Annotated in this window: 19 protein-coding genes; 12 read left to right on the top strand and 7 right to left on the bottom strand. The window is 75.2% G+C overall.

Annotated features, from left to right (window positions below; translation table 11 throughout):
- Nucleotides 1–57 precede the first annotated feature (57 nt).
- Entirely contained in the window at nucleotides 58–639 is a 582-nt protein-coding gene (locus IE106_RS02575) for a hypothetical protein (RefSeq protein WP_189529569.1), read from the top strand.
- A gap of 125 nt (nucleotides 640–764) precedes the next feature.
- On the opposite strand, the gene IE106_RS02570 is transcribed toward IE106_RS02575, so the two are convergent.
- Together IE106_RS02570 and IE106_RS02565 are read right to left on the bottom strand one after the other, a co-directional pair.
- Nucleotides 765–2,672, bottom strand: coding sequence for a hypothetical protein (locus tag IE106_RS02570; protein WP_189529568.1), 1,908 nt, complete (start codon nucleotides 2,670–2,672; stop codon nucleotides 765–767).
- Between the two features lie 42 nt (nucleotides 2,673–2,714).
- Nucleotides 2,715–3,143 carry a nuclear transport factor 2 family protein gene (locus IE106_RS02565; RefSeq protein ID WP_189529567.1) on the bottom strand — a complete coding sequence of 143 codons (429 nt, stop codon included), beginning with the start codon at nucleotides 3,141–3,143 and terminating at the stop codon, nucleotides 2,715–2,717.
- A 140-nt stretch (nucleotides 3,144–3,283) separates the two neighbouring features.
- Here IE106_RS02565 and IE106_RS02560 point away from each other — a divergent pair, with 140 nt between their 5' ends.
- Nucleotides 3,284–3,871 carry an RNA polymerase sigma factor gene (locus tag IE106_RS02560; protein ID WP_189529566.1) on the top strand — a complete coding sequence of 196 codons (588 nt, stop codon included), beginning with the start codon at nucleotides 3,284–3,286 and terminating at the stop codon, nucleotides 3,869–3,871.
- A gap of 52 nt (nucleotides 3,872–3,923) precedes the next feature.
- On the opposite strand, the gene IE106_RS02555 is transcribed toward IE106_RS02560, so the two are convergent.
- Nucleotides 3,924–4,505 (bottom strand): Uma2 family endonuclease, encoded by a 582-nt coding sequence (locus IE106_RS02555; RefSeq protein WP_189529565.1) that lies wholly within the window; start codon nucleotides 4,503–4,505, stop codon nucleotides 3,924–3,926.
- Between the two features lie 692 nt (nucleotides 4,506–5,197).
- Here IE106_RS02555 and IE106_RS02550 point away from each other — a divergent pair.
- Both IE106_RS02550 and IE106_RS02545 read left to right on the top strand, forming a co-directional pair.
- The gene (locus IE106_RS02550) at nucleotides 5,198–5,875 is read left to right on the top strand and encodes an RNA polymerase sigma factor (protein ID WP_189529966.1); all 678 of its coding nucleotides are present in this window, start codon (nucleotides 5,198–5,200) and stop codon (nucleotides 5,873–5,875) included.
- Nucleotides 5,875–7,014: a TrbL/VirB6 family protein gene (locus tag IE106_RS02545; protein WP_189530010.1), complete on the top strand. Its 1,140-nt coding sequence runs from the start codon at nucleotides 5,875–5,877 to the stop codon at nucleotides 7,012–7,014. Before IE106_RS02550 ends, IE106_RS02545 begins: the two co-directional genes overlap by 1 nt.
- Nucleotides 7,015–7,614: 600 nt before the next feature.
- Here the strand turns inward: IE106_RS02545 and IE106_RS02540 are convergent.
- Nucleotides 7,615–8,526 (bottom strand): L,D-transpeptidase family protein, encoded by a 912-nt coding sequence (locus tag IE106_RS02540; protein ID WP_229839946.1) that lies wholly within the window; start codon nucleotides 8,524–8,526, stop codon nucleotides 7,615–7,617.
- A 228-nt stretch (nucleotides 8,527–8,754) separates the two neighbouring features.
- Between IE106_RS02540 and IE106_RS02535 the strand changes: the two genes are divergently transcribed.
- The 3 genes from IE106_RS02535 to IE106_RS02525 all read left to right on the top strand — a co-directional run bounded on the left by IE106_RS02535 (nucleotide 8,755) and on the right by IE106_RS02525 (nucleotide 12,022).
- Nucleotides 8,755–10,335, top strand: a complete 1,581-nt coding sequence (locus tag IE106_RS02535) for an acyl-CoA mutase large subunit family protein (protein ID WP_189529564.1) — start codon at nucleotides 8,755–8,757, stop codon at nucleotides 10,333–10,335.
- A 77-nt stretch (nucleotides 10,336–10,412) separates the two neighbouring features.
- A complete protein-coding gene (gene leuE, locus IE106_RS02530) occupies nucleotides 10,413–11,072 on the top strand; it encodes a leucine efflux protein LeuE (protein WP_189529563.1) in 660 nt (219 codons plus the stop codon).
- A gap of 107 nt (nucleotides 11,073–11,179) precedes the next feature.
- The gene (locus IE106_RS02525; protein WP_189529562.1) at nucleotides 11,180–12,022 is read left to right on the top strand and encodes a MerR family transcriptional regulator; all 843 of its coding nucleotides are present in this window, start codon (nucleotides 11,180–11,182) and stop codon (nucleotides 12,020–12,022) included.
- Between the two features lie 43 nt (nucleotides 12,023–12,065).
- Here the strand turns inward: IE106_RS02525 and IE106_RS02520 are convergent, their stop codons facing one another.
- Both IE106_RS02520 and IE106_RS02515 read right to left on the bottom strand, forming a co-directional pair.
- Nucleotides 12,066–13,400, bottom strand: coding sequence for a polysialyltransferase family glycosyltransferase (locus tag IE106_RS02520; protein ID WP_189529561.1), 1,335 nt, complete (start codon nucleotides 13,398–13,400; stop codon nucleotides 12,066–12,068).
- On the bottom strand, nucleotides 13,397–14,383 hold the full coding sequence (locus IE106_RS02515; protein ID WP_189529560.1) for a glycosyltransferase family 2 protein: 987 nt from the start codon (nucleotides 14,381–14,383) through the stop codon (nucleotides 13,397–13,399). Before IE106_RS02515 ends, IE106_RS02520 begins: the two co-directional genes overlap by 4 nt.
- Nucleotides 14,384–14,549: 166 nt before the next feature.
- Between IE106_RS02515 and IE106_RS02510 the strand changes: the two genes are divergently transcribed.
- From IE106_RS02510 to IE106_RS02490, 5 genes are all read left to right on the top strand, one after another.
- On the top strand, nucleotides 14,550–15,842 hold the full coding sequence (locus IE106_RS02510; RefSeq protein ID WP_189529559.1) for a DUF6716 putative glycosyltransferase: 1,293 nt from the start codon (nucleotides 14,550–14,552) through the stop codon (nucleotides 15,840–15,842).
- Nucleotides 15,839–17,065, top strand: a complete 1,227-nt coding sequence (locus IE106_RS02505) for an acylneuraminate cytidylyltransferase (RefSeq protein WP_189529558.1) — start codon at nucleotides 15,839–15,841, stop codon at nucleotides 17,063–17,065. Before IE106_RS02510 ends, IE106_RS02505 begins: the two co-directional genes overlap by 4 nt.
- Nucleotides 17,066–17,067: 2 nt before the next feature.
- Nucleotides 17,068–17,958 (top strand): N-acetylneuraminate synthase family protein, encoded by an 891-nt coding sequence (locus IE106_RS02500; RefSeq protein WP_189529557.1) that lies wholly within the window; start codon nucleotides 17,068–17,070, stop codon nucleotides 17,956–17,958.
- Complete coding sequence (locus IE106_RS02495; RefSeq protein WP_189529556.1) at nucleotides 17,955–18,992, top strand: hypothetical protein; 1,038 nt, start codon at nucleotides 17,955–17,957, stop codon at nucleotides 18,990–18,992. Before IE106_RS02500 ends, IE106_RS02495 begins: the two co-directional genes overlap by 4 nt.
- 194 nt (nucleotides 18,993–19,186) lie before the next feature.
- Complete coding sequence (locus IE106_RS02490; protein ID WP_189529962.1) at nucleotides 19,187–20,407, top strand: amidohydrolase; 1,221 nt, start codon at nucleotides 19,187–19,189, stop codon at nucleotides 20,405–20,407.
- Between the two features lie 309 nt (nucleotides 20,408–20,716).
- Here IE106_RS02490 and IE106_RS02485 read toward each other — a convergent pair whose 3' ends face one another.
- Nucleotides 20,717–21,637 (bottom strand): XRE family transcriptional regulator, encoded by a 921-nt coding sequence (locus IE106_RS02485; RefSeq protein ID WP_229839993.1) that lies wholly within the window; start codon nucleotides 21,635–21,637, stop codon nucleotides 20,717–20,719.
- Nucleotides 21,638–21,848: the final 211 nt, after the last annotated feature.

The raw sequence follows: 21,848 nt of genomic DNA, 5'->3' as shown, positions 1-21,848 counted from the left end.
GATTTCCCGCCAGGCGGCGCAGAGAGGGAGAAGACCGCGTCCGCGACGGGAGACGTCATGAGCACGAGCACGACCCCGAGCCTGGTGGAACTGATCGCGCGGGCCGACGAGCGGGGGCTGGCCGCCGCCGCGTTGGCCTGCCTCGACCGCTGCCTGCCGCTGCTCGCCCCGGAGGCCACCGACCAGCTCCGTCCCCTGTGGCTGGGCGTCGCGCGCGGGGGCACCGGCTGGGCGGACCGCCTCGCGGAGGCGCGGGCCGCCGTCGAGGCGGCCCGCACGGCCCCGGCGGACGCCGAGGAGGCCGCGCTGGTGCGGCGCATGCTGGACGCCGCGCCCGGCGCGTGGGCGCGGGAGCCGCTCCGGGAGTGGGCCGACACCTGCTCGCTCGCCGCCCTGGAGCTGCACCACCGGCTGTGCGCCGCCCCGTCGCCGGGGCTCGCGGAGGTCCTGGACCGCTGCCGCACGGGTGGGCCGCAGGGCGCGGGCCCGCTGGCGGACGGGGAGCTGCGCCGCCAGACACGGGTCCTGGAGATCCTCGCGGACGGCGCGGCGGGCGGGCTGCGCCGGGCCCTGGACCTCTCGGCCGAGGGCCGCCGCGTCCTCCAGGCCGTCCTGTCGCGCCGGGCCCGTACGGCGTAGGGGCGGCCCCGGGCCCGTACCGGACAGGAGCCCGGCGCGGGGCCGCAGGACGGCAGGGGCGCGCCGGGCCGTACGCACCGGCGGCGCGCCCGGACCGGCGCCGCCGCTCAGGCCGGCGCCGCCGCTCAGAGCAGCAGCACCGCCGCGCCCCACAGCACCGACACGGCCGCGACGAGCGGCCCCAGCGGCATGCCCTGCTGCCCCGGCGTGGCCTCCTCCAGGGGCCGCAGCCCGGGCCTGCGCAGCAGCGCGTGCGCCTCGTCGGCGGCGCGCGGCCCGTACGGCTCGCGGCCCAGCAGCCGCTCCAGCCATGCCCAGCCGACGGGGGAGAGGATCACCTCGGTGTCCTCCTCCCGCGCGACGACGAGGTCGCTGCCGTGGTTGTGGCGCACGGTCAGCACGTCGTCCCACAGCACGCGCCGCACCCGCCAGGGCCCGGCGACCCACAACCCGTCGCGGTCGGCGGTGAGCCGCCAGTTGAGCGCCGTCGACGCGGACGTGACGACGAAGAACAGGCCGACCAGCGGGAACACCGACAGCCACGACATGTCGTCGTCGAGCAGCGCCCACACCCCGCCGCCCTGCACCAGCAGCAGGAACACGCCGACGGCGCGCGACACGCCGTGCGCGCCCCACGTCCGGGGCGCCGCGGAGGGCTCCAGCGTCGCGGCGACCTCGTCGACCGGCCGCGGCTGCCGCCGCCCGCCACCGGGCCGCCGGGCAGCGGGGTCGTGATCCGGCAGGCCGCCGAAGAGGCCCGCCACGGCCGGTTTCACGGCGGTGACGCTGCACTCCACGGCCACCTCGGCGGGGTCCTCGTCGTCGGGGGCGACGAAGGCGAGCTCGGTACCGGTGAACGGCAGGCCGTACAGGACGGCCTCGCGCACCGGGGGCGGGGGGTCCTCGCCCTTCAGGATGGCGCCGACCCTGCGCAGCCCCTCGGCGAGTTCGTCGCCGTCGTCCTCCTCGTCCTCGTCGTCCTCCTCGTCCTCGTGCGGGTCCTTCGGGCCGTCCTCGAAGGCGTGCAGGGAGTGGAAGTGGAGGAGGGGCCGCTCGGCGGCGGGGTCGTCGGCCGCGTACACCCACGTCCTGCCGTCGTCGTGGTCCTCGCGGACCAGCACCCGCAGGGCGGGCAGCGGACCGCGGTGCAGCTGCCGGGACCGGGTCCGCCCGTCGACCGCGTTGGCGAGGAACGCCAGCCCGCCGACGAGCCCGCCCAGGACGAGCAGCTCCCAGCCGAAGACGTCGTACGGCTCCGCCACCAGCCGCGCCCAGTCGCCGTCCACCAGCAGCTCGGTCCTGCTGTCGACGGGGTGGTCCTCCGAGTGGGCGGTCTCCACCCGGTGGACCCGGCCGCCGACGGCGACGTCGATCAGCAGCCCGTCCGGGTCGGACGCGGTGACCGTGCCGGTCACGGGCGTCAGCCCGGCGGCCCGCCGCTCGTACTCGCCGGCCACCCGCTGCGCCTGCCAGTACCCGAACACGGCGACGGCCAGCAGCAGCGACGCCAGCACGAAGGAGAGGCGCCCGCGCCGGAAGGCGAGGGCGGCGGCCGGTACGGGGTGGACGGCCGGGCCCGCCGCCTCGCGGGCCAGCGCCCGCTGCCGGGCGGTGGCGGCGAGGCGGTGGAGGATGCCGGCGGCGGCGAACGCGACCGCCACGACGAAGGCGAGCCACGACGGCTCCTCCGGCGCGGCGGTGGCGTCCGTCAGGTGCCCGAGGAGCACCACCGCGAGGCCGGGCAGGGCGAGCCGGGGCTGCCGCGCCACCCAGTACAGGGTGAGCAGCAGCGCCGCGGCGAACCCGAGGCCCGGCCAGTCCGTCCCGCACGGCTCGGCCGGGGTGCAGGGGACGGCGGGGGCCGTCACCATCCACCACGCCGCCGTGAGGGCCAGGCCCAGCACGGCCCACAGCGGGTGCGCCCACGTGGCGGGCACGGCGGCCAGCCACCTCCGGGCGTCGGAGGACCGCCAGTCGGCGGTGCCGGGCGGTATGTGCCCGGCGGGCAGCGGGACGGGCGACGCGGTGTTCACCCGCGTATTATCGCGGCGCCCCGGACGCTTTCCGGAGGCTTGTCAGAGGGTGTCGCCCCAGCCGCCCTGGATCATCGTCTGGAACGCCCAGGCGCCGCCCCGCTTGATCAGGACGTCGGCGTACCGCAGCCGCCGCGTCTCGCCGCCGGCGGTCATGGTCGAGTCGGTGAAGACGACGGCCATGGCGGGGGAGAGGAAGACGGGCGTCCGCGTCGACTCGAAGGCGATGTCCTCGGAGCCCTCGCCCATCACCCCGGTCATGGTGGCGACGAACCGCTCCCGGTCCCACTGCGCGGACCGCCCGTCGCCCGCCGGGTCGTCGCTGACGAGGTTCAGCGGGAAGACGGCCATGTCGGCCATCCCCGCGACGTCGCGCCGCGCGCTGCGGGCGTCGTACTCCGCGAACCACGCGTCCAGTCCGGCGCGGTCCTCGGCGGTGGGGGTGTATCCGGTCTCGGGCAGGAAGGTCACTCAGGCTCCTCGTTGGCGAGTGGTCAAGTTTGACTACGCGAGGAAGGTATCCCCGGGGCTCTGGTTAGTCAAACTTGATTAGCAGTGACGTAGGTCACCCTTCGTGTGACACTTCCGACGGAGCGCACGCAGGCTGTGATGTGGGGGGAGACGACGGCGAACTGGACGCGGCCGTCCTGCTGGCGCGGGACGGCGACGAGCGGGCCTTCGCGTACGTGTACCGGACGCTGCAGCCCGGGCTCCTGGCGTACCTGCGGGGCCTCGTCGGCGACGACGCCGAGGACGTGGCCGCCGAGGCGTGGCTGGAGACCGCCCGGGACCTCGACCGGTTCCGGGGCGACGGCGGCGGGTTCCGCGGCTGGGTGACGACCATCGCCCGGCACCGGGCGCTGGACCACCTGCGCAGGCAGCGCCGCCGCCCCCGCGCCTCGGCGCTCGGGCAGGACGCGCTGGACCTCCCCGACCGGCACGACACGGCCGTCGCCGCGCTGGAGTCCCTGTCGACGGAGGAGGCGCTCGCCCTGATCCGGAGCCTTCCGCGCGACCAGGCGGAGGCGGTCCTGCTGCGCGTGGTGGCCGGCCTGGACGGCCCGGCGGCGGCGCGGGTCCTGGGCAAGCGGCCGGGGGCGGTGCGCACGGCCGCGTACCGGGGACTGAGGCGGCTGGCCGGCGACCTGGAACGGGGCGGGCCGGACGGCTCGGGCGAGACGGGCGGAGGAAGTGACTAGCGCGCCCGGCGCTTCCGGAGGACGACCGGGGCCGCCGACCCGCCCCGGCTCCTCACCTCCTCCGAGGAGGCGTGAGCTTGTCGAGGTCGAGACTGATCTCGAAGGGCACCGGACGCCGGAGGGAGCCCCGGAAGATGCCGGCGGGCGCATAGGCGCGCGTCGGTTCGTCGAGCTCGTACACGTGGACGGCGGGTGCGCCGTCCTCGTCCTCGACGCACCAGTAGTGCGGGATGCCGGCCTCGGCGTACTTGCGGAGCTTGACCGTGCGGTCGCGGTGGGCGGACTCGGGGGAGACGACTTCCACCACGAGCTGCACGTCGCCGGGGGCGTACCAGGTGCGGTCGGGGTCGTAGGGGAGGTCCGTCAGCAGGAGGTCCGGCTCGGGCCGGTTGCGGGCGTCGAGGCGGATCGTCATCTCCCGCTCGACCTCCACGCCGGCCGGCGCCTGCGCCATGAGCGTGGTGGTCAGCGAGGTGACGAGACGGCCGAGCCAGGACCGCTGCGGCGACATCACGAACACGAGGGCCCCGTCGATCAGCTCGGTGTGGCGCGGTGCCTCGGGGAGGTGGTCCAAGTCCTCCGCGAACCAGCCTTCCGCGCGGGGCGGGCGCATCCAGTCGGGCAGTGCGGTCATGGCTTCACGGTAGCGGCTGCGGTGGCGGCGAGCCGGGGCTCCCACGGCCTCGGGTCCCCTTCCACGGCGGCGCGTGCCCACGGCGCGGGGACGGCGCATCCGTCCGGCGTCACGCGCCGGACGGGTCGCGGCAGGACGGGCCGGCCATGCGGCGCGTGTCCGGCGCTGAGGTCGGCTGCTTCCGGGCGGGTGTCCGTGCGGCAGGGGGTGGCCGTCGTTTCCCGGCATCCCGCCGCGTGGGGCCGGGCAGGGGGATCCGGGTTCGCCGGGGGCGCCCGGAGGGCTGCGGCCCGGCAGGAGGCCGACCGGTGGCACGGTCCCTGCCCGCGACCGGCCCCGCGTGTACCGTGCGGAGTCCGCGTACCGGGTCGGCTCGCGTCGACGAGGGTCCGGTTCCGGTCACGGGGGAGCCCTGCACCCGGGATGTCGCGCCGATCGGTGCGGCGCTTCCGGAGGACGACCGGGGCCGCCACCCCCCACAGGAGAGGCCCCGGTCGCCGTCCGCGGGTCCGTAGGACGGCCCCGTACTCCTATCAGCGCCACGGGTGCGTTTTCTGTCACACCATCCCGCGCCCCGTGCCGTTGCATGTTGTACAAACATGGACGAGATACGGCAGCAGCACGTAGCGTGCTCCTGCGCGCTGGGCGGACCGGCCTGATGTGCCTGCCGCGATGACGAACGGGTTGTGGGAGTGCTGGGGGACGACGCGGAGCTGACCGCCGCGGTGCTCGCGGCACAGGACGGGAACGAAGACGCCTTCCGTACTGTGTACCGCGCCGTGCACCCGCGACTGCTCGGATACCTGAGGACGCTGGTGGGCGACGTGGACGCCGAGGACGTGGCGTCCGAGGCGTGGCTGCAGATCGCCCGGGACCTCGACCGGTTCAGCGGGGACGCCGACCGCTTCCGCGGCTGGGCGGCCCGCATCGCGCGCAACCGCGCCCTGGACCACCTGCGCATGCGCGGCCGCCGCCCCGCCCAGGGCGGTGACGAGACCGAGCTGACCGACAAGCCGGCCGCCTGCGACACCGCGGGCGAGGCCATGGAGGCCCTCGCCACCGGCCACACCATGGACCTGATCGCGCAGCTCCCGCAGGACCAGGCCGAGGCGGTGATCCTCCGGGTCGTCGTCGGCCTCGACGCCAAGAGCGCCGCCGAGGTGCTCGGCAAGCGGCCCGGCGCCGTCCGCACCGCCGCCCACCGCGGCCTGAAACGGCTCGCGGAACTGCTCGGCGCCGGCGACCCGAACGGCGCCGCGCTGAGCGCCGTACCCCCGCAGCCGGGACCCCGTACGGGGTCCGGCGCGCACACCCCGGCCGCGCGCCGTGCTGTGACGCATTCGCGCCCGCGGACGCAGAAGGACATGTGATGGCCGACGAGCGGTATGAGTGGCTCGACCACGAGGCGGCGGAGCGCCTGCTGCGTGGTGAGCCGGTCGACGCCGACGACGATTACTCACGGTGGCAGGTCGAACGCCTGTCGGAGGCGCTCGACGGCGCCCGCCACACCACCGGCTCCCTCGCGGCAGGCCCCTCGGGCGAGCTGCCCGGCGAGGAGGCGGCGCTCACGGCGTTCCGTGCCGCCCGGTCCACCCGCGCGGCGAAGCCGCAGGTGACGGCCGGTTCGGATCTCGGCTCGGTACGGATAGGGGCGGCCCTGCGCCCGCGGTTCCGGCCCCGCCCGGGTGGCTGGATGCGCCCCGCCCGCTGGGGTCTGGCCGCCTCGGTCGCCGGTCTCGCGGTGGGCGGTGTCGCCGTCGCGGCCAACACGGGTGTCCTGCCCACGTTCGGTGGCCACAAGGAGCCCCTGCCCGCCGCGTCGGCCTCCGCTCCCGTGGAGCTGGACGCCCCGGCGAAGACCCCGCGCGGTTCCGCCGGGCCCGGGACGCCCGCCGACCCGGGCGGCCCGCCGGCGACGCCGCCGGGCCCGTCGGCCGGCGCGGCCGGCACGCCCACGGCCGGGGGCGCCGCCCCGGATGACAACGATGGCTCCTCCACCGGCGGTACCGCGCCCGGCGACTGGGGCCGTACGGCCACCAGGGCCCCGGACGGCACCTGGCCCGTCCGGGTGACCCAGGCGTGCCGCGACTTCCGCGACGGCCGCCTCGACACCGCGCGCCGGCAGCAGCTGGAGCTCGCGGCGAAGGGCAACGGAGGCGTCCAGAACTTCTGCGACCAGGTCCAGTCCGGTGGCGGCCGCCAGCCCGGCGGCACGACGTCCGGCGGGACGGCGTCCGGCGGGACCGGCACGGTCGGCGGCGTTCCCGGCACCGGCGCGGTCACGGGCGGCGCGGGCGCCGGTACGGGCACGGGTACCGGTACGGGCGGCGCGGGCGGCGGGGACTCGGACGGCGGCGACTCCGACGCCGACCGAGGCGGCAAGGGCACCGGCGGCAAGGGCGCGGCGGGCAAGGGCGCCGGCGGCAAGGGCACGGCCGACAAGGGGAAGCCCCCCGGCGCCCCTGACGCGAAGTCCCCCGGCAAGGACGACGCCGCCAGGACCTCCTGACCTGCGGGCGCGTGCGGGCCGCCCCGTCGGCCGGCGGCCCCCGTACGAGTCCGGCCGGATCCGCGCGGACGGGTGGGTCCCCCCGCCCGGGACCCGGCCGTCCTGCCCCGCCCGTGTACCGGCCTCCGCTTTCCCGTCCGCGGCGCCCGTCCCCCCGGACCGGGACCCCGCCGCCCCCGATCCGCTACCGGCCCCGCCGCCGCGCCGCCCCCGGTCCGGCGGTGCCCGTCGCTCGGCCCGTGCCCCCGTCCCGTACGGCGCCGGGCGGGCCCCACCGCCCTCGGCCTTCACCGCCCTCAGCGGTCTCCGCCCCCGGGGATCCCCCCCCGGGGACCCCCCTGGTGATCCCCCCGGTGATCCCCGCCCCAGCTCTCGCCACCTCATCGACAAGCCACTGACCTGCGGTTTCCTCGAGCCGCGCGGCAGGTGTGACACTTTCCGGGCCGGTGACGCAGTAATGAGTGAGCCGACTGGTCATCGGCGGCGCGAAGAGCCGGGGTTCCCCCCGTACCTACGGCTCAGCGCATATGGCGCGGGCGGGGCACGTTCCCCCGGTCCCGCCCGCGCCCTTCCTCCGACCCCGGAGTCCGGAGTCCCGGATCACCAGTGGACGACCACCTTGTCGCCCACCCGCACCTGCTCGAAGACCTGCGCCAGCCGCGCCTTGTCCCGGACGTTCACACAGCCGTGCGAGCCGCCGTTGTAGCCGCGCGCCGCGAAGTCGGACGAGTAGTGCACCGCCTGGCCGCGGCTGAAGAACATCGAGTACGGCATCTCGGAGTGGTACAGCGTCGACGTCCACGTCCGCTCCTTGCGGTCCACCTTGAAGGTGCCCTCGCGGGTCGGCGTGTTGACGGAGCCGAAGCGGACGTCCATCGCCGAGACGACCTTCCCGTCGATCATCCAGGCCAGCGTCCGGCTCTCCTTGCTGATGCACAGCACCCGGCCCGTCATGCAGCGCGGGTCCGGCGCGTCCAGCTCGTTGGTGGTCGGCGGCCGCAGCTCGTTCTGCGTCGGCTTCCGCGTCATCGCGACGAGCGCCTCCCAGGTCGCCTCGTCCACGGCGCCCGTCGCCGGCAGCCCCCGCTTCCCCTGGAACGCCGACACCGCCTCGGCGGTGAGGGCGCCGTAGAAGGCGGTGGGGCTGCGGTGGAAGTACCCGAGCTGGCGCAGCCGCGCCTGGAGCTCCCGCACCTGCTCGTTCTCGGTGCCCTTCGCCATCAGCACCCTCTCCGCCGGGGCCGCCGAGGCGGACGGCTTGCCGTCGCCGTCCTGCGACGGGGACGCGGACGCGGAGGGCGAGGCGGACGAGGCGGACGCGGAGGGTGAGGCCGACGAGGAGGAGGGGGAGGGCGAGGGGGACACCGGTGACACGGCCGCCGCCGGTTCCTGCGCGGCCGGCGACGTGGCCGACCCGGCCGCCCCCACGGCCTGGGCGGTACAGCCGGTGGCCAGGGCGATCGCGGCGGCGGCGAGCAGCCCTCTGCCTACGGCGGTCGAGCGACGGTGCATGGGAACCCCCCGGGACGGAACGTGTGTAGGTAGGGATCCTTCCCCGTCCTCCCCGGTTGCCCGACATCGGGGTGGTGTGACGATGCTGTGACGAAGGCGGGCCCGGGAGGACGGAGGAAGGCTGTGAGGAAGGTCCCAGCGTGCGGCCCTCCACCGGCCGCACGCCCGCCGCTACAGTCCGTCGCGAGGGTCGGTACCTGCGAGTAGGTCTATCGGAAGGCACAGCACATGGCGCGCGAGTCGGAGTCGGGACTGCCCATCGAGCCGGTGTACGGGCCGGACGCCCTGTCCGGCTGGGACGCGGCGGAGAAGCTGGGCGAGCCGGGCTCGTACCCCTTCACCCGAGGCGTCTACCCGACGATGTACACGGGCCGCCCCTGGACCATGCGGCAGTACGCCGGCTTCGGTACGGCCGTCGAGTCCAACGCCCGCTACAAGCAGCTGATCGCGAACGGCACGATGGGCCTGTCCGTCGCCTTCGACCTGCCCACGCAGATGGGTCACGACTCGGACGCCCCGATCGCGCACGGCGAGGTCGGCAAGGTCGGCGTGGCGATCGACTCGATCGACGACATGCGCGTCCTGTTCGACGGCATCCCGCTGGACAGGGTGTCCACGTCGATGACGATCAACGCCCCGGCCGCGCTCCTGCTCCTGCTCTACCAACTGGTCGCCGAGGAGCAGGGCGTGCCCGCCGACAAGCTCACCGGCACGATCCAGAACGACGTGCTGAAGGAGTACATCGCCCGCGGCACGTACATCTTCCCGCCGAAGCCGTCCCTCCGGCTGATCGCCGACATCTTCAAGTACTGCAAGGCCGAGATCCCGAAGTGGAACACCATCTCGATCTCCGGCTACCACATGGCGGAGGCCGGCGCCTCGCCCGCGCAGGAGATCGCGTTCACCCTCGCGGACGGCATCGAGTACGTCCGCACGGCCGTCGCCGCGGGCATGGACGTCGACGACTTCGCGCCCCGCCTGTCGTTCTTCTTCGTCGCCCGGACGACGATCCTGGAGGAGGTCGCCAAGTTCCGCGCGGCCCGCCGGATCTGGGCGCGGGTCATGCGCGAGGAGTTCGGCGCGAAGAACCCCAAGTCGTGGATGCTGCGCTTCCACACCCAGACCGCCGGCGTCCAGCTCACCGCCCAGCAGCCCGAGGTCAACCTGGTCCGCGTCGCCGTCCAGGGCCTCGCGGCCGTGCTCGGCGGCACGCAGTCGCTGCACACCAACTCGTTCGACGAGGCCATCGCGCTGCCCACCGACAAGAGCGCCCGCCTCGCCCTGCGCACGCAGCAGGTCCTCGCGTACGAGACGGACGTGACCGCCACCGTCGACCCGTTCGCCGGCTCGTACGTCATCGAGAAGATGACCGACGACGTGGAGGCCCTGGCCCTCGGCCTGATGGCGAAGGTCGAGGACCTGGGCGGCGCCGTCAGCGCCATCGAGCGCGGCTTCCAGAAGAGCGAGATCGAGCGGTCCGCGTACCGCATCGCCCAGGAGACCGACAGCGCCGAGCGGGTCGTCGTCGGCGTCAACCGCTTCACGCTCGACGAGGAGGAGCCGTACGAGCCGCTCCGCGTCGACCCGGCCATCGAGGCCCAGCAGGCCGAGCGCCTCGCCAAGCTCCGCGCCGAACGCGACCAGGACGCGGTCGACGCGGCCCTCACCGAGCTGAGGAAGGCCGCGCAGGGGACGGACAACGTCCTGTACCCGATGAAGGACGCCCTCAGGGCCCGCGCCACGGTCGGCGAGGTCTGCAACGCGCTGCGCGAGGTGTGGGGGACGTACGTCCCGACGGACGCCTTCTGAAACCCCTTCTGACCTGGTCCGTTCCACGGCGCGGACCCGGAGGCGGAGTGGCGCGCGGCTGTGCGACACTCCGCCTCATGCTGGGTGTCACCGATCTGCCGACCTATCTCGCCGGCCTCCTCCTCATCATCCTCCTCCCGGGGCCGAACTCGCTGTACGTGCTGTCCGTCGCCGCCCGGAGCGGCGTCCGGAAGGGGTACGTCGCCGCGTCCGGCGTCTGGTGCGGCGACACGGTGCTCATGACCCTGTCGGCCGCCGGCGTCGCCTCGCTGCTCCAGGCCAACGCCGTGCTGTTCGGGATCGTGAAGTACGCCGGTGCCGGCTACCTGACGTGGCTCGCCGTCGGGATGCTGCGGGCCGCGTGGTCGATGTGGCGCGACCGCGACGACTGGTCGGGGCCGCGGCGGGAGCCGGACGCCGCGGGGCCGGAGGCGGGGGAGCGGCCGCTGCGCCGGGCCTTCGTGATCAGCCTGCTCAACCCCAAGGCGATCCTGTTCTTCGTCGCGTTCTTCGTCCAGTTCGTCGACCCGGCGTACCCGTACCCGGCGCTGTCCTTCGTCGTCCTCGGCACCCTCGCCCAGATGGCGAGCGTCCTCTACCTGTCCCTCCTGATCTTCGCCGGCACGCACCTCGCCGCCGCGTTCCGCCGGCGCAGGCGGCTGTCGGCCACGGCGACCTCGGCGGCGGGCGCGCTGTTCCTGGGCTTCGCGGCGAAGCTGTCCCTCGGCGGCGCCTGACCGGCCGGCGCGGCACCGCCCTCCGGCCGGCGGCGTCCGGCCGGGGCCGGTGGCGGAGCCGGCCGCTTGACCCTGACACCGTGTGAGGCCGTGTCGTAGGAGGCGTCATGTTCACCATCGGAGAATTCGCCCGGCACGGCCGCGTGTCCGTCCGCATGCTGCGCCACTACGACGCCGTCGGACTGCTGCGCCCCGCCCGTGTCGACCCGTACAGCGGCTACCGGTTCTACGAGGCCGGGCAACTGGCCCGGCTCAACCGGGTCATCGCGCTGAAGGACCTCGGCTTCACGCTCGACCAGGTGCGGTCGATCGTGGACGACGAGGTCGGCGCGGACGAGCTGCGCGGGATGCTGCGGCTGCGGCGGGCCGAGCTGGAAGCGGCGGTGGCCGAGGCCACCACCCGGCTCGGGCAGGTCGCGGCGAGGCTCCGAGCCATCGAGAGCGAGGGACACATGCCTCCACAGGACGTCGTCGTCAAGAGCCTCCCGGCCGTGCGGCTGGCCGAACTGAGCGGGACCGCCGCGAGCTTCGCGCCCACCGACATCGGCCCCGTCGTCAGCTCCCTGTACCAGGAGCTGTGCGCCCGCCTGGCCGCCGCCGGGGTCACCGGCTTCGGCCCCGGCCTCACGTACTACGAGGAGTCCCCGGAGGGCGACGGCGCGATCCTCGCCCACGCCGGGATGATCGTCCCGCCCGGCACGGCCGCGCCGGACGTCGACTTCGTCGAGCTCCCGCCCGTCGCCCGCGCGGCCACCGTCATCCACCGCGGGCCGATGGACGAGGTCCTCCCCACGGTCCAGACGCTCGCCGCCTGGACCGCCGCCCACGGCCACCAGGTGACGGGCCACAGCCGCGAGCTGTACCTGGAGTGCCCGGAGGACACGAGCAAGTGGGTGACGGAACTCCAGGAACCCCTGGCCGACCAGGACCACCCGCCCCTGGCCGACTAGAGCCGACCAGGGCCGACCCGGGACCGCCCGCGCCGCGGGCCGGCTAGGACGCCGGCCCGCGGCGCGGGCGGCGCAGGTGGTGGGCGCGGCGGCGGGCGTAGCGGGCCAGGCGGCGGGCCGTGCGGTTGCCGGAGGCCGGCAGGCCGCCCGGGAGGCCCAGGGCGGTGAGACGGCGGCGGCGGAAGTACCGCGCCACCTGGGCCGGGGCGGCCCCCGACAGGTGGCGCTCGGCCGCCGGGCGCAGGTCCGGGCGCACCCGGGGCTGCATCGCGTACCCCACCGCCTCGACCAGCGCGGTCACCTCCGCGTCCACCTCCCGCGGCGCACCCGCGCCACCCGCGTCCAGGTCCGGCAGGAGCACGTCGGCGAGGGTCACCGGCACCCGGTTGCTGTTCTCGTACGGCGTGAGCCGCTCCAGCAGCGTCCCGGTGCCGGTCCGCGCCACCGGGATGCCGTGGAACCGGGCCGCGGTGAACAGCGCCGTCGAGAAGCAGCCCGCCACCAGGTCGGGCCGCATCCGCCGGAACACCACCTCCGCCAGCACCGGCCGTTCGAGGACCGTCAGCTCCGCGCCCAGCGCCTCCGCCTCCCGCTCCAGCGTCCGCGACCAGGACGGCGGGGCCACCGGGTGCGGCTTGAACACCAGCCGCCGGTGCCCGAGCGCGACCGCGCCCCGCACCATCCGCAGGTGCAGCGCCTCCTCCTCGGCGGGGGAGAGGATGTCCAGTGCGGCCAGGTACTGCCCGAGCAGCAGCGCGCCGCCCCCGGCCGGGACCTCCCGCAGCTCCTCCGCCTCGGCCAGCTCGTCCAGCACCTTCGTGAACGCGCCCTCCGGGACCACCACCGGCTCCGCCCCGAACTCGGCCAGCAGCAGCGGTCGCAGCCCCGGCACCAGCTCCGGGTGCAGCACCCGCCGCACCCGCTCCCCGACCAACGGGTCGAGCCGGACCCGGGTCGGGCCGTAGCTCATCAGCCCGTCCGCGTACACGTCGAGGGGCGCGTCCGGGAACAGCTGCGCCAGCGCCAGCGCGGGCGCCACCTGCAGCGACTCCACCACCAGCTCGACCCGCTCGTCGCCCAGCCCCCACAGCAGCCGCAGGTACCGCTCCCACAGCGGCACGTCGTCGGGGCGGGGCGTCCAGCCGGCCGGGTGCAGCGGCGCGATCGTCCCGTTCCAGGACCGCACCCTGTCGAAGCGGCCGCGCAGCCGCTCGAACCCCGGCATCCGGTCGAGCGACGGGGTCGTCTCGGGCACCGCCGCGTTGTTCGACACCAGCAGCACCCGCCGCCCGGCCGGCGGGAGGCAGCCGGCGTCCAGGGCGGCGGCGAGCGTCGCCGCGCCGTACAGGCTGGAGGCGTACAGCAGCTGGACCGTCATGCCGGCACCCCCGCGCCCACCAGGGCGGGCCGGCGCCGCAGCCGGCGCAGCACCGCGGCCCGCTCCGCGTCCATCCGGTCCAGGGCCTCCGCCAGCACGTCCTGCGGCATGCGGCGCAGCGCCGCCGCGCTCCACGTCCGCAATTTCCGCGCGACGACCGGTTCGAACCGTTCCACGGAACCCATGTGGTGGGCGATGATCGCGCAGTACGTGCGCACCGCTTTCGGCATCAGCCGGTCGGCCTCCGGGTCTTTCGCGGTTTCCTCGAGTACCTGGTCGAAAGCCTTGATGAAATCCAGCTGACGTATGTCGCCGATTTGTGTGAGGGAGGAGGAGACCCCGCGCCGGTAGAAGATTCCCGGAGATCCCCCCACCACCGCGAAGGAATCGGCCTCGCGGTGCAGGCGCCAGATCCACGGGCGGTCCTCCGCCGTGCGCAGCCCGTCCGTGAAACGCAGCAGCCCGCGCTCCGCGAGCCGCCGGTGGTACATCCCCGCCCAGGCGTACGGGTAGTCGACCGACGTGGACCGGTCGGCCGGTCCGATCGCGTCGCGCGGCCGCAGCACCTCGCCGCGCCGGCCCACCGGGACCCGCTGGAGCGACCGCTCCGGGCCGGTGCAGCGGACATGGTCGGTGCGCACGAAGTCACACCCCAACTCCTCGATCACGGAGAGGACTTGGGCATAGTGACCGGGCGCCAGCCAGTCGTCGCCGTCCAGGAACGCGACGTACTCGCCGCGCGCCGCGTCCAGCCCGGTGTTCCGGGCCGTCGCCAGGCCCCTGTTGCGTTCGTGCCGCAGCAGCACCGCGCCCGGGACCTCCCGCGCGGCCCGCCGGAGGATCTCCGGCGTACCGTCCGTGGAACAGTCGTCGACCAGCAGGAATTCGAAATCGTCGCGGGCGTTCGCGCGCAGGCTTCGGAGGGCGTCGGGCGCGTATCTCTGCACATTGAAGAACGGCACGACGACGGAGAGCTTGACCACCCCCCGGACGTTAGGGGGCGGGCCCCGCATTCTTCCCCACAGGGGAAGGGATGCGCGGTGAACACTGGGCGGCGTACCGCTGAACCGGACGGCCGCCGGGCGCTGTTCACCGTTTGTTGCGATCGAGTTGGGCCGCGCACCGAAATGGATTCCTAACGTCCTCGGCGTGCCTTCGCCCACTCTTCGGATCGCCGTTCTCGCGGACTCCGACACCCGCTGGAAATGGGGCGCGCTCACCGCGCGCCGGATCGCCCCGCCCGACACCGCGGGCCCGGACGTCACCGGGTACGCGCTGCGCGGCCGCGCCACCCCGACCGCCCGGCAGCTCGCCGAGGCCGGTCTGGGCACGCCCCGCGAGGTGACGGGCGCGGAGTTCCTGCGGGCCCTCGGGGAGGAGGCGTACGACGTGGTCGTCCTCGCCCTCGTCGGCGGCACCGTGCAGGCGCTCCTCCACGGACTGGCCCGGACGGCCCCGCGCCGCCGCCCCGTCGTCGTCACCGGCTACGTCGGCGTCGTCTACGAGAAGCTCGCCGACGGGCTGCTGCTGCGGCACGGCGCCGACGTCGTCCTGGCGAACTCCCCGTACGACGCGAGGCGGTTCCGCAGCGTGTACGAGGGGGTCGGCGCCGACGCGTCGGCGGTCGTCGAGGCCGCGCTGCCGTTCCTCGGCGGGACGCCCCACCGGCCCGTGCCGGGGCGGCACACCGTCGTGTTCGCCGCGCAGCCCTCCGTACCGGCGTCGCGCGCCGACCGCCTGTACCTGCTGCGCCGGCTGGCCGGCCACGCCCGGCTGCACCCGGGCCGCGAGGTGCTGCTGAAGCTCCGCTCCAAGCCGGGCGAGCACACCACGCACATCGAGGAGCTGCCGTACCAGAAGCTCGCCCGCACCCTGCCGCTGCCGCCCAACCTGCGCCTGGTGTACGGGCACATGGGCGAGGTCCTGGACCGGACGGACCTGCTGGTCACCGTCTCGTCGACGGCCGCCATGGAGTCCCTGCACCGGGGCGTGCCGACGGCCGTCCTCACCGACCTGGGCGTGCGCGAGGCGCTCGGCAACCACCACTTCGTCGGCTCCGGGCTGCTCACCTCCTGGGACCGCCTCGACGCCAGCCACCACCCGGTGCCGGACCCGGCGTGGCTCGCCGACCAGGGCGTGGCGCCCGCCGAGGGCGGCGCACGGGACCCCGACGCGGCCTTCGCGGCGGCCCGCCGGCGCGTCGCCGACCTGCTGGCGCGGGACACCCTGCCGCCGATCGCCCCGTACTACACGGCCGCCTCCGCCCCCGGCTACCTCCCCGGCATCCTCGCCCGCCACCGCCTGGACGCCGAGGCGCCCGAGCCCGGCGCGCGCGGCGTGCGGCGGGTCCTGCGCGACGTGGCGCGCGGGGCCGCGCGGGGCGCGTACCGGCACGGCGTCCAGCACGTGGCGCCCGTCATCCGCCGGCTGGGGGAGCTGTGAGCGCCCCGCGCACCGTCCTGGCGGTGATACCGGCCCGGGGCGGCTCCAAGGGCGTCCCCGGCAAGAACCTCGCCCCGGTCGGCGGCGTCCCCCTGGTCGCCCGCGCCGTCCGCGCCTGCCTGGGCGCCCGCCGCGTCACGCACGTGGCGGTCTCGACGGACGACCCGGACATCGCGGCGGTCGCGGCGGGCGCCGGCGCCGAGGTGGTCCACCGCCCGGACGGCCTCGCCGGCGACACGGCCACCAGCGAGGCGGCCGTCCTGCACGCCCTGGACGCCCACGCCTCCCGGCACGGCCGCCCCGCCGACGTGGTCCTCCTCGTCCAGTGCACCAGCCCGTTCCTCACCTCCGGGGACGTCGACGGCGTCACCGCGGAGGTCCTCGACCACGGCGCCGACACGGCCCTCACGGTCGCCCCCTCCCACGGCTTCCTCTGGCGGCACGGCGCCCCGGCGGACCCCGCCGACCGTGACGCCGTGGGGGTCAACCACGACAAGGCGCACCGCCCCCGCCGCCAGGACCGGAGCCCCGAGTACCTGGAGACGGGTGCCGCGTACGCCATGGACGCCGCCGGGTTCCGCGCCCGCGGGCACCGCTTCTTCGGCCGCACCGCCCTCGTCCCGACCGACCCGGCGCGCGTCCTGGAGATCGACGACCCGCACGACCTCGCCCGCGCCCGCGCGCTGGCGCCGCTCCTCGACCCGGTGGACACCCCGACCCGCGCCGACGTGGACGCGGTGGTCCTCGACTTCGACGGCACCCAGACCGACGACCGGGTCCTGATCGACTCCGACGGCCGCGAACTGGTCGCCGTCCACCGCGGCGACGGCCTCGGCGTCGCCGCGCTCCGCCGCGCCGGGCTGCACCTGCTGATCCTCTCCACCGAGAAGAACCCCGTCGTCGCCGCCCGCGCCCGCAAGCTCCACGTCCCGGTCCTGCACGGCATCGACCGCAAGGACGCCGCCCTCAAGCACTGGTGCGAGGAGTACGGCGTCGACCCCCAGCGGGTCCTGTACGCCGGCAACGACGTCAACGACCTGCCCTGCCTCGGCCTCGTCGGCTGGCCGGTGGCCGTCGCCGACGCCCACGCCGCCGTGCGCGCCGCCGCCCGCGCCGTCACCACCGCGCGGGGCGGCGCGGGCGCCGTGCGCGAGATCGCCGCCTGGCTGCTCGGCCCCGGACTCGACCCCACCGCCCACCCCCGCTCCCCCCAAGGAAAGTGACCATGAACGACCAGCGCACGCGCACCCTCGGCAGCCGCACCGTCGGCCCCGACCACCCCGTCTACGTCACCGGCGAGATCGGCATCAACCACAACGGCGACCTCGACAAGGCCCTCGCCCTCGTCGACGCCGCGGCCGACGCGGGCTGCGACGCCGTGAAGTTCCAGAAGCGCACCCCCGAGATCTGCACCCCCCGCGACCAGTGGGACGTCGAGCGCGACACCCCCTGGGGCCGGATGACGTACATCGACTACCGGCATCGCGTCGAGTTCGGCGAGGCCGAGTACCGCGCCATCGACGAGCACTGCCGGGCCCGCGGCATCGACTGGTTCGCCTCCCCGTGGGACACCGAGGCCGTCGCCTTCCTGGAGAAGTTCGACGTCCCCGCCCACAAGATCGCCTCGGCGTCCCTCACCGACGACGAGCTGCTGCGCGCCGTCCGCGCCACCGGCCGCACCGTCGTCCTGTCCACCGGCATGTCGACGCCCAGGCAGATCCGGCACGCCGTCGAGGTCCTCGGCTCCGACAACATCCTGCTCTGCCACGCCACCTCCACCTACCCGGCGAAGGCCGAGGAGCTGAACCTCCGCGTCATCGAGTCCCTGCGCCGCGACTACCCCAACATCCCCATCGGCTACAGCGGCCACGAGACCGGTCTGCAGACCACCCTCGCCGCCGTCGCCCTCGGCGCGGTCTTCGTCGAGCGGCACATCACCCTCGACCGCGCGATGTGGGGCTCCGACCAGGCCGCCTCGGTCGAACCGCAGGGCCTCACCCGCCTCGTGCGCGACATCCGCACCATCGAGACCGCCCTCGGCGACGGGGTGAAGCGGGTGTACGAGTCGGAGATGGCACCCATGAAGAAGCTCCGCAGGGTCCTGGCCCCGGCATGAACACCGCCCTCGCCGAGAGCCCCGTCCAGGTCCTGAACGTCCTGGAGTGGGCGTACGCGCGGCCCGAGGGGTCCGAGCCGCTCACCCTCGTCGTCCTCCCGCCGACCGACCCCATGTCGCGGGGCCAGCTGCGCCGCATGGCCCGGCTGGCCCGCGACGAGGGCGTCACCGTCCGCTGGCACGAGGCCCGCGGCGGCGCGGGCCGGGGCGGCGGCCCCGCCCGTACGCTCCGGGACCTCGCGCCGCTGCTGCGGGGCGCCGGCCACGTCCTGGTCGGCGACCCGTTCTCGCGGTACGTGCAGCTGCTGCTCGGCGTGTTCCCGCCGCGCCGCGTCACCGTCGTCGACGACGGCACGGCCACCATGGAGTACGCCGCCCAGCTGTCCCGCGGCGAGCGCCTGGTGCGCTGGCACCGGCGCGGCGGCCGCAGCCCGCGCGAGTTGGCCCTCGCCCCGGTCACCGCCCTGGCCCGCCGCCGGCTGGCGCCCGGCCGGCACCGCACGGTCGAGATCTTCACCGCCCTGCCGGTGGAGGCGCCCGAGGGTACGGTGGTGAGCGGGAACCGTTTCGACTGGACCCGCGCCCGCTTCGGGCCGCCGCGGCTCACCGGGGGCGCGGACCTGGTCGGCACGTCCCTGGTGGAGACCGGTGTGGTCGACCCCGACCGGTACGTGGAGGCCGTCGCCGCCCTCGCGGCGGCGCACGGGGTGAGGCGCTACTTCGCGCACCGCCGCGAGAGCGTGACCAAGCTGCACCGCATCGCCACGACGACCGGACTGGAGATCGTCCGCCCCGAGCTGCCGCTGGAGGTGATCGCACGGCGCGGCCCCATCGCACGCACGGTGCTCAGCTTCCCGTCCACGGTCGTGCACACCCTCCCGGCGGCCCTCGCCGGCACGGGCGTCGCGATCACCGTCTGCGACGTGGCCCCCGAGTGGCTGCGGGCGGGCGCCCCGCCCCGGGCGCGCGGCTTCCTCGCGGCGGTGACCGAGACGGCGCGGTCGGCGCACGGACTGTCGCTCACCGGAGCGTGAACGGATGTCGACTGCGGGCCCCGTCCGAGGGTAGAGGAAGATCAAAGCAACCCCCGAAACGCGTGAGCTTACCCACTTCGGTCCCCCCTCAAGCCCGATCGAGCGGGTTTCTTTCCCCTAACGGGCTGAAGTTTTGTAGATCACACGTAAGTTGGGGGGTGAAGCCGCCTACCCTGTGATGGGTGAACAAGTTGATGTCCCGCGAGCCCGAAGCCGACGTTCCCGGCGAAACGCCCCTCCTCGGTACGCTGCCGGAGTCCCTCCGTACCGAGCTGATCGCCTTCCGCCGGGATCTGCACATGCACCCGGAGCTCGGCAACCAGGAGTTTCGCACCACCGCCGCCCTCAAGGCCCGGCTGGAGGCCGCCGGTCTCCACCCCCGGGTCCTCCCCGGCGGCACCGGGCTCATCTGCGACATCGGCACCTGGGACGGCCACCGCCCCATGCTCGCCCTGCGCGCGGACATCGACGCCCTGCCCATCCCGGACACCAAGGTCGACTGCGCGTACCGCTCGACCGTGCCGGACCGCGCCCACGCCTGCGGCCACGACGTCCACACCACCACGGTCCTCGGCGCCGGCCTCGTCCTCGCGGACCTGCACCGCCAGGGCCTCCTGCCGCGCCCCGTGCGCCTCCTCTTCCAGCCCGCCGAGGAGGTCCTCCCCGGCGGCGCCGTCGACGCGATCGAGGCGGGCGTCCTGGACGGCGTCGGCCGGATCATCGCCGTCCACTGCGACCCGCGCGTGGACGCCGGCAAGATCGGCCTGCGCGTCGGCCCCATCACCTCCGCGTGCGACCGCCTGGAGGTCACCCTCGACGGCCCCGGCGGCCACACGGCCCGCCCGCACCTGACCACCGACATGGTCACCGCCGTCGCGCGGGTCGCCGCCGACGTCCCGGCCCTCCTCGCCCGCCGCATCGACGCGCGCTCCGGCCTGGTCCTCACCTGGGGCCGCATCGAGGCCGGCCACGCCCCCAACGTCATCCCCCAGCACGCCGAACTGGGCGGCACGGTCCGCTGCCTCGACCTGGAGGCCTGGCGCGGCGCGCCGGACCAGGTGCACGCGGCGATCGACGAGGTCGCGACGCTGCACGGCGCCAAGTCCCAGATCAACTACGTCCGGGGCGTCCCGCCGGTCGTCAACGACCCGGTCGTCACGGAACTCCTGCGCGAGTCCATGGAGCGCCGCCGGGGCCCGTACTCGGTGGAGAACACCGAGCAGTCCCTGGGCGGCGAGGACTTCTCCTGGTACCTGGAGCACGTCCCCGGCGCCATGGCCCGCCTGGGCGTCCGCCGCCCGGGCGACCCGACCCACCTCGACCTGCACCGGGGCAACTTCGACGTGGACGAGGCCGCGATCACGGTGGGCGTGGAGCTCTTCACCGCCGCGGCCCTGATCGACGCGGGCGCCTGACCCCCACGGCCGCCCCGCCCGGCGCCCCGCGTCACCCGCGGGCGGCCCCGTGGCCTGCGGGCGGCCGGACCGGGCCCCACGTTCGCCTCCTCGGTGCCGGTGCCGGTGCCCCGGCACCGAGGTCCCGCGCCCGTACGCCGGTACGCGCGCCGGGCCCCTCCGGGCCCGCCCCGCCGGACCCGGGCCCGGTTCCCGTAGGGGCTCCCCCACCCGGTGAGGACGCGACACACGTACGCGGTGACCACCGGTGTGTCGGCCGGGCGCCCGCGCGGTCCGGATCGTCTCCACGAGGACGTCGGCCCGGCGGTCTCACCGGTCCGTGAGGGCGCCGGTGCGGTGGGCGAAGGCCCGTACGCCGGGCAGGGCGCGGTCGTGACGCACGAGTCCGGCTACCAGGGCCCGGACAGAGCTGCGGCGGACCTCTTGCGGCGCAGCCCGTTCGGCGGCCAGGAGCGCCTGGTAACAGTGGTCGGGCTTGCCCCACTGGTCGAAGGCGCGGGCGACGTCGATCCAGTACCGAGCCTGCCGCTCGGTGGTGGGCAGGGCGGTGGCGTCGACTCGGCGGGCGTGCTCGACTGCCTGCCCCACGTCGCCGAGGAGGTGGCTGACGGAGATCTGGTGGAGGACGACCTGGCTGGGACCGAAGACGTTGCCTCGGAGCAGCGCGTCCTGGCCGAGCTGCCCGGCTGTGGCCTCGGCCTCGGCGATGAGGGCGCGTGCGGCGTGCCGGTCGCCCTGCTTGGCGGCGGTGTAGGCGGCGGTGGCGTACAGGTTTCCCTGGACGGAGAGCCGTTCGGTCAGGTCGGTGGTGCGGTCGCCGGTCAGCTGCTGTGCGGCGGCCACGGCGACTTCCGTGGCGCGGCCGTGGTGACCCTGGCGGCGCCATACGGACGAGACCATGCGATGGGCCTCGGCGACCGCAAGGGCGTCCGCGCCGTTGACGGCCGCGGTGAGGGCGCGGTCGGCGGTGACGGCGGCCAGGGCGTCTTCGTCGAGCTTGATGCACAGCCGGGTCGCGGTGGTGTAGAGCTCGGCGACCGCGGTCGCCCCCCTCTCCGGGTGGCCGTCCTCGCCGAGGGCCTGGGCGAGCGCGATCCGGGCCGGGAGGGCGCGGGCGAGAGCGTCGTAGCGGCAGGCGCCGAAGTCCCGCCGGGAGGCGTTCACCGCCGCGACCACGGACGACGGGGTGGGGTCCAGGGCGGAGGCGTGGCCGCGCTGCCGGTGCAGCAAGAGGTCCTCCAGCCCTGACAGGCTCGGCTTCGCCGGAGCGTGGGCGGCGGCGGAAGGCCCCAGAACCGCACTGGTGGTGGCTCCGGCCACAGCGGCCAGGAGTCGACGGCGTCGCACTGGATCGTCCCCCTCTTCACCGAACAGGGTCTGCGGGCCCACCCTAGTGGCGCCGGACCGGTCCGGCGCCGCTGGTCGGTGTCGCGGCGCGAGC

This window comes from Streptomyces roseolilacinus (genome assembly GCF_014649335.1).
In the GTDB taxonomy this organism is placed as follows: Bacteria; Actinomycetota; Actinomycetes; order Streptomycetales; family Streptomycetaceae; genus Streptomyces; species Streptomyces roseolilacinus.
This window is presented reverse-complemented; position numbering and strand designations above follow the sequence as displayed.

Coding starts and splice junctions, on each gene's coding strand:
- leuE (WP_189529563.1), top strand. CDS start 10,413: ATGCTGGGTGTCACCGATCTGCCGACCTATCTCGCCGGCCTCCTCCTC.
- IE106_RS02540 (WP_229839946.1), bottom strand. CDS start 8,526: ATGCACCGTCGCTCGACCGCCGTAGGCAGAGGGCTGCTCGCCGCCGCC.
- IE106_RS02575 (WP_189529569.1), top strand. CDS start 58: ATGAGCACGAGCACGACCCCGAGCCTGGTGGAACTGATCGCGCGGGCC.
- IE106_RS02520 (WP_189529561.1), bottom strand. CDS start 13,400: ATGACGGTCCAGCTGCTGTACGCCTCCAGCCTGTACGGCGCGGCGACG.
- IE106_RS02535 (WP_189529564.1), top strand. CDS start 8,755: ATGGCGCGCGAGTCGGAGTCGGGACTGCCCATCGAGCCGGTGTACGGG.
- IE106_RS02545 (WP_189530010.1), top strand. CDS start 5,875: ATGGCCGACGAGCGGTATGAGTGGCTCGACCACGAGGCGGCGGAGCGC.
- IE106_RS02490 (WP_189529962.1), top strand. CDS start 19,187: ATGTCCCGCGAGCCCGAAGCCGACGTTCCCGGCGAAACGCCCCTCCTC.
- IE106_RS02495 (WP_189529556.1), top strand. CDS start 17,955: ATGAACACCGCCCTCGCCGAGAGCCCCGTCCAGGTCCTGAACGTCCTG.
- IE106_RS02500 (WP_189529557.1), top strand. CDS start 17,068: ATGAACGACCAGCGCACGCGCACCCTCGGCAGCCGCACCGTCGGCCCC.
- IE106_RS02525 (WP_189529562.1), top strand. CDS start 11,180: ATGTTCACCATCGGAGAATTCGCCCGGCACGGCCGCGTGTCCGTCCGC.
- IE106_RS02555 (WP_189529565.1), bottom strand. CDS start 4,505: ATGACCGCACTGCCCGACTGGATGCGCCCGCCCCGCGCGGAAGGCTGG.